This window comes from Mesorhizobium sp. M4A.F.Ca.ET.090.04.2.1 (genome assembly GCF_003999085.1).
In the GTDB taxonomy this organism is placed as follows: Bacteria; Pseudomonadota; Alphaproteobacteria; order Rhizobiales; family Rhizobiaceae; genus Mesorhizobium.
This window is the reverse complement of the sequence record NZ_RZOT01000459.1, coordinates 1-4,977: the sequence shown is the minus strand read 5'-3', so window position 1 is coordinate 4,977 and position 4,977 is coordinate 1. Positions and strand designations below refer to the sequence as shown.

The following is a 4,977-nucleotide window of genomic DNA, read 5'->3' as shown; positions in this document are numbered from 1 at the left end:
CTGCTCGAATTCGAACGCATGGCACCCTCCGTTTGCTTCGACCGTTTCGGTCTGGAGCCTGTTCGAATCGGAAATTAACCTTTTCTTAACCTTTGTTAAGAGCCGGCCCGCTTTCGCGGCCGGACTTTAACAAACATGGTTAATTTCGGCCGACGGGGTGGCCATCTTTCGGCCATGCTTGCCCGCACCATCGCGCCACCTCGACCAGCCGTTTGAGCCGGGTGAGCTTGATCAGGAACGACATCGTGGCTAGCGTGCCGCGCACAGGAGGGGCAGCACATGGCGTTACGCCGCTTGGTTCGGGGATTGCTCCTTGCTCCGTTGCTCGCTGCGGCAGCGGCCTGTGTGCCGCAGGATGGCGCGCCCAAGGCGGCATCGCCAGCGATCTCTCCCGCTCCGGCTCTGCAGGCCACCGCACCCGCCGCGCCGCCAGCGCCTGCAACGGCATCCGCAGCCAGGATCACCACCGACCTCACTGCGCCGCGATCGGCAGTCGGCATGGCCACCTACAAATGTAATGGCGGCACGATCTCCATCCAAAATCTCGGCACGTCGCTGCGTGTGGCAGGGCCGGATGGCTGGACAGAGGAGTTTGCGGCGTCGCCCGCCAACCAGAGCAGCCGCTACCAGGCGGCGACGACGCATGACGCAGTTGTGATCGACGGACGCGAGGCGCTGCTGATGAAGAAGGGGTCGACGCCGCTCACCTGCAGAAGGTAGGCAATCTTCATCGACATGCCGCACTGCAGCGAACCATTGCGCCGGCTTTCGGACGCGCCCTAATCGATTGAAGCAAAAGCCGGCCCTTTTTTCAGACTAAATGACGTTTCCAAAACGATTTTCCGGCTTTGACGCGGTGCAAAAAGAGCATTAGAAACCGGCTGTCCGAAGTCGCAACCGGGAACGGCAATGCCGCTTTTCCGCTGAGGCTCCAGGAGACGCCGAACTGGGGGAGCCATGAGCAAATCACCAGCCACCCGCGAATTTGCCAGACGTGAACGGCCGCTTTCGCCGCACCTGAGCGTGTACCGGCCGCCGATCACAATGACCATGTCGATCATCCATCGCATCACCGGCGGTGCGCTCTATTTCGGCACGCTGCTGGTGGCGCTCTGGCTGATGGCAGCGGCGAGTTCCGAGGCCACGTTCGATCTCGTCAACTGGGCCTTCGGCTCGTGGCTGGGGCGGCTGGTGCTGTTCGGCTACACCTGGGCGCTAATGCACCACATGCTGGGCGGCGTACGCCACCTGGTCTGGGACACCGGCGCCGGGCTCGAGAAGCACACGGCCTCGAAGATCGCCTGGGCGACACTGGCCGGCTCGATCCTGCTCACGCTGCTGATCTGGATCGCCGGCTACATGGCGCGGGGAGCCTGACCATGAGCGGCAAGAACACCGACATGCGCACGCCGCTGGCCAAGGTCCGCGGCCTTGGCTCGGCCCGCGAGGGCACTTCACATTTCTGGCGTCAGCGGCTGACGGCGATCGCCAACATCCCGCTGATCCTGTTCTTCGTCGGCTTCCTGATCGCGCTCAACGGCCACGGCTACACGGAAGTGCGGACGGCGCTCGCCAATCCGTTCGTGGCGCTGGTGCTGGCGCTGGTGCTGATTTCCGGCCTCTACCACATGCGGCTCGGCATGCAGGTGATCATCGAGGATTACGTGCATGGCGAAGGCATGAAGCTGGCGCTGATTGCGCTCAACACATTTTTTTCCGTAGCGGTCGGCGTCGCCTCGCTCTTCGCCCTGCTCAAACTGGCATTCGGAGGCTGACATTTTGGCCAAGGACGCGAAATCAGCCAATTCCGCCTACACTTTCGTCGATCACAAGTTCGACGTGGTGATCGTCGGCGCCGGCGGCGCCGGCCTGCGCGCCACGCTCGGCATGGCCGAGCAGGGCCTGCGCACCGCCTGCATCACCAAGGTGTTCCCGACACGCTCGCACACGGTGGCGGCGCAAGGCGGCATCGCCGCCTCGCTCTCCAACATGGGCCCGGACTCCTGGCAGTGGCACATGTACGACACCGTCAAGGGCTCGGACTGGCTGGGCGACGTCGACGCCATGGAATACATGGTGCGCGAGGCGCCGGCCGCCGTCTACGAGCTCGAGCATTACGGCGTGCCGTTCTCGCGCACCGAGGAAGGCAAGATCTACCAGCGGCCGTTCGGCGGCCACATGATGAACTATGGCGACGGCCCGCCGGTGCAGCGCACCTGTGCGGCCGCCGACCGCACCGGCCACGCCATCCTGCACACGCTCTACGGCCAGTCGCTGAAGAATAACGCGCAGTTCTTCATCGAGTATTTCGCGCTCGACCTGATCATGGAGCCGGACGGCACCTGCACCGGCGTCGTCGCGTGGAACCTCGACGACGGCACCATCCACCGCTTCTCGGCCAAGATGGTGGTGCTGGCGACAGGCGGCTACGGCCGCGCCTATTTCTCGGCGACGTCGGCGCATACCTGCACCGGCGACGGTGGCGGCATGGCCGCCCGTGCCGGACTGCCGCTGCAGGACATGGAGTTCGTTCAGTTCCACCCGACCGGCATCTATGGCGCCGGCTGCCTGATCACCGAGGGCGCCCGCGGCGAGGGCGGCTATCTCGTCAATTCCGAGGGCGAGCGATTCATGGAGCGCTACGCGCCGTCGGCCAAGGACCTCGCCTCGCGCGACGTCGTCTCACGCTGCATGACGCTGGAGATCCGCGAGGGACGCGGCGTCGGCAAGAACAAGGACCACATCTTCCTGCATCTCGACCATCTCGATCCGGCGGTGCTCCATGAGCGGCTGCCCGGCATCTCGGAGTCGGCGAAGATCTTCGCCGGCGTCGATCTCACCAAGGATCCGATCCCGGTGCTGCCGACGGTGCACTACAATATGGGCGGCGTGCCGACCAACTACTGGGGCGAGGCGCTCAACCCGACAGCCGCGAGCCCGGACAAGGTATCGCCAGGCCTGATGGCGGTCGGCGAGGCCGGCTGCGCCTCGGTGCATGGCGCCAACCGGCTGGGTTCCAACTCGCTGATCGATCTCGTCGTGTTCGGCCGCGCCGCGGCGATCCGCGCCGGCCAGGTGATCGACCGCAAGTCGGCAATCCCGTCGCCGAACGAAGCCTCGGTCGAGAAGATCATGGACCGCTTCGACCGGCTTCGCCACGCCAACGGCTCGACGCCGACGGCGGTGCTTCGCGAAAAGATGCAGAAGGCGATGCAGGAAGACGCGGCGGTGTTCCGCACACAGGAATCGCTGGAAAATGGCTGCAAGCGCATTTCGCAGATCTGGGGCGAGCTCAAGGACATAAAGGTGTTCGACCGCTCGATGATCTGGAATTCGGATCTGGTCGAGACGCTGGAGCTCGAAAACCTGATGGCCAACGCCATCACCACGGTCTACGGCGCCGAGGCTCGCAAGGAGAGCCGCGGCGCGCATGCGCGGGAAGATTTCTCGGCCCGCGACGACGCCGCCTGGCGCAAGCACACGCTGGCCCATCTCAGCGAGGACGGCAAGGTGACGCTGACCTATCGTCCGGTGCACACCGAGCCGCTGCTGGCCGAGAAGGACGGCGGCATCAGCCTCGCCAAGATCGCGCCGAAGGCCAGGGTGTACTGACGATGGCGCTGGCGGCAACGGGATATTCCGGCACCCCGCTTCCGGCCAAGCTCGGCCTGAAGGACGGCATGGTCGCCGCCTTCATCGCGCTGCCGCCGGAGCTGGATGATCTTGCCGGAGCCGTGGACTTTGCCGCGATCGACCGGCTGGCCGACTGGTCGGAAATTTCTGGTCGCCAGAGATACGATGCCGTGCATGCCTTCACCCGGCGGCGCGCCGAGATCGAGGACGGCCTTGCCGGCATCGAGACGGCGATCAAGCGCGACGGCATGGTCTGGGTTTCATGGCCGAAGAAGGCGTCGAAGGTGGCGACCGACGTCACCGAGGACGTCATCCGCGCCGAGGCGCTGAAGCGCGACCTGGTCGACGTCAAGATCGCCGCCGTGAATGAAATCTGGTCCGGGCTGAAGCTCGTCATCCGAAAGGACCGCAGGTAATGGTCGAACTCACGCTCCCCAAGAATTCGAAAGTTCAGCAGGGCAAGACCTGGCCGAAGCCGGAGGGCGCCACCAATCTTCGCGAATACCGCATCTACCGCTGGTCGCCGGACGATGACGAGAACCCGCGCATGGACACCTATTTCGTCGACATGGACGATTGCGGACCGATGGTGCTCGACGCGCTGCTCTACATCAAGAACAAGATCGACCCGACGCTGACGCTGCGCCGCTCCTGCCGCGAGGGCATTTGCGGCTCCTGCGCCATGAACATCGACGGCTCCAACACGCTCGCCTGCACCAAGGGCTGCGACGACATTTCCGGCGCGGTGAAAGTCTATCCGCTGCCGCATATGCCGGTGATCAAGGACCTGGTTCCCGACCTCACCAATTTCTACGCCCAGCACGCCTCGATCGAGCCATGGCTGAAGACGGTGTCGCCGGAGCCGGCCAAGGAATGGCTGCAGAGCCATGAGGACCGCGAGAAGCTCGACGGGCTCTACGAATGCATCCTGTGCGCCTGCTGCTCGACGTCCTGCCCGAGCTACTGGTGGAACGGCGACCGCTATCTCGGCCCGGCGGTGCTCTTGCAAGCCTATCGTTGGCTGATCGACAGCCGCGACGAGGCCAAGGGCGAGCGGCTCGACAATCTCGAGGACCCGTTCCGGCTCTATCGCTGCCACACCATCATGAACTGCGCGCAGGCGTGCCCCAAGGGCCTGAACCCGGCCAAGGCGATCGCGGAGATCAAGAAGATGATGGTGGAGCGGCGGGTTTAGCCTTGGCGGGATAACCAACGACAACCTCAAACGCGGCGATCCTTCGCGCCCCCCTCTGTCCTGCCGGACATCTCCCCCACGGGTGGGGAGATTGGCTGTCATGAGGGCTTTCGCCTATCTCCAAGGTTGAAGGATGAAGCGCGGTCGGC

The 4,977-nt window shown here is 64.5% G+C and carries 7 protein-coding genes; 6 read left to right on the top strand and 1 reads right to left on the bottom strand.

All coding sequences use genetic code 11. The features are described from left to right. The first annotated feature begins 279 nt into the window (after positions 1 to 279). Positions 280 to 720, top strand: a complete 441-nt coding sequence (locus tag EN781_RS25595; protein WP_126057479.1) for a hypothetical protein — start codon at positions 280 to 282, stop codon at positions 718 to 720. Positions 721 to 779: 59 nt separating this feature from the next. On the opposite strand, the gene EN781_RS34495 is transcribed toward EN781_RS25595, so the two are convergent. After that, a complete protein-coding gene (locus EN781_RS34495; RefSeq protein WP_210213500.1) occupies positions 780 to 1,061 on the bottom strand; it encodes a hypothetical protein in 282 nt (93 codons plus the stop codon). Here EN781_RS34495 and sdhC point away from each other — a divergent pair. From sdhC to EN781_RS25570, 5 genes are read left to right on the top strand one after another with little or no spacing between them, the layout of a single operon-like run. Continuing rightward, a complete protein-coding gene (gene sdhC, locus EN781_RS25590) occupies positions 958 to 1,377 on the top strand; it encodes a succinate dehydrogenase, cytochrome b556 subunit (protein WP_126057480.1) in 420 nt (139 codons plus the stop codon). The two genes, EN781_RS34495 and sdhC, sit on opposite strands and share 104 nt — an antisense overlap. A gap of 2 nt (positions 1,378 to 1,379) precedes the next feature. Then, entirely contained in the window at positions 1,380 to 1,775 is a 396-nt protein-coding gene (gene sdhD, locus EN781_RS25585; RefSeq protein ID WP_126057481.1) for a succinate dehydrogenase, hydrophobic membrane anchor protein, read from the top strand. 4 nt (positions 1,776 to 1,779) lie between these two features. Beyond that, positions 1,780 to 3,612 carry a succinate dehydrogenase flavoprotein subunit gene (gene sdhA / locus EN781_RS25580; protein WP_126057482.1) on the top strand — a complete coding sequence of 611 codons (1,833 nt, stop codon included), beginning with the start codon at positions 1,780 to 1,782 and terminating at the stop codon, positions 3,610 to 3,612. Between the two features lie 2 nt (positions 3,613 to 3,614). Further along, complete coding sequence (locus EN781_RS25575; RefSeq protein WP_126057483.1) at positions 3,615 to 4,049, top strand: DUF3052 family protein; 435 nt, start codon at positions 3,615 to 3,617, stop codon at positions 4,047 to 4,049. Next, positions 4,049 to 4,828, top strand: coding sequence for a succinate dehydrogenase iron-sulfur subunit (locus EN781_RS25570; RefSeq protein WP_126057484.1), 780 nt, complete (start codon positions 4,049 to 4,051; stop codon positions 4,826 to 4,828). The genes EN781_RS25575 and EN781_RS25570 overlap by 1 nt, the downstream gene beginning before the upstream one ends. Positions 4,829 to 4,977: the final 149 nt, after the last annotated feature.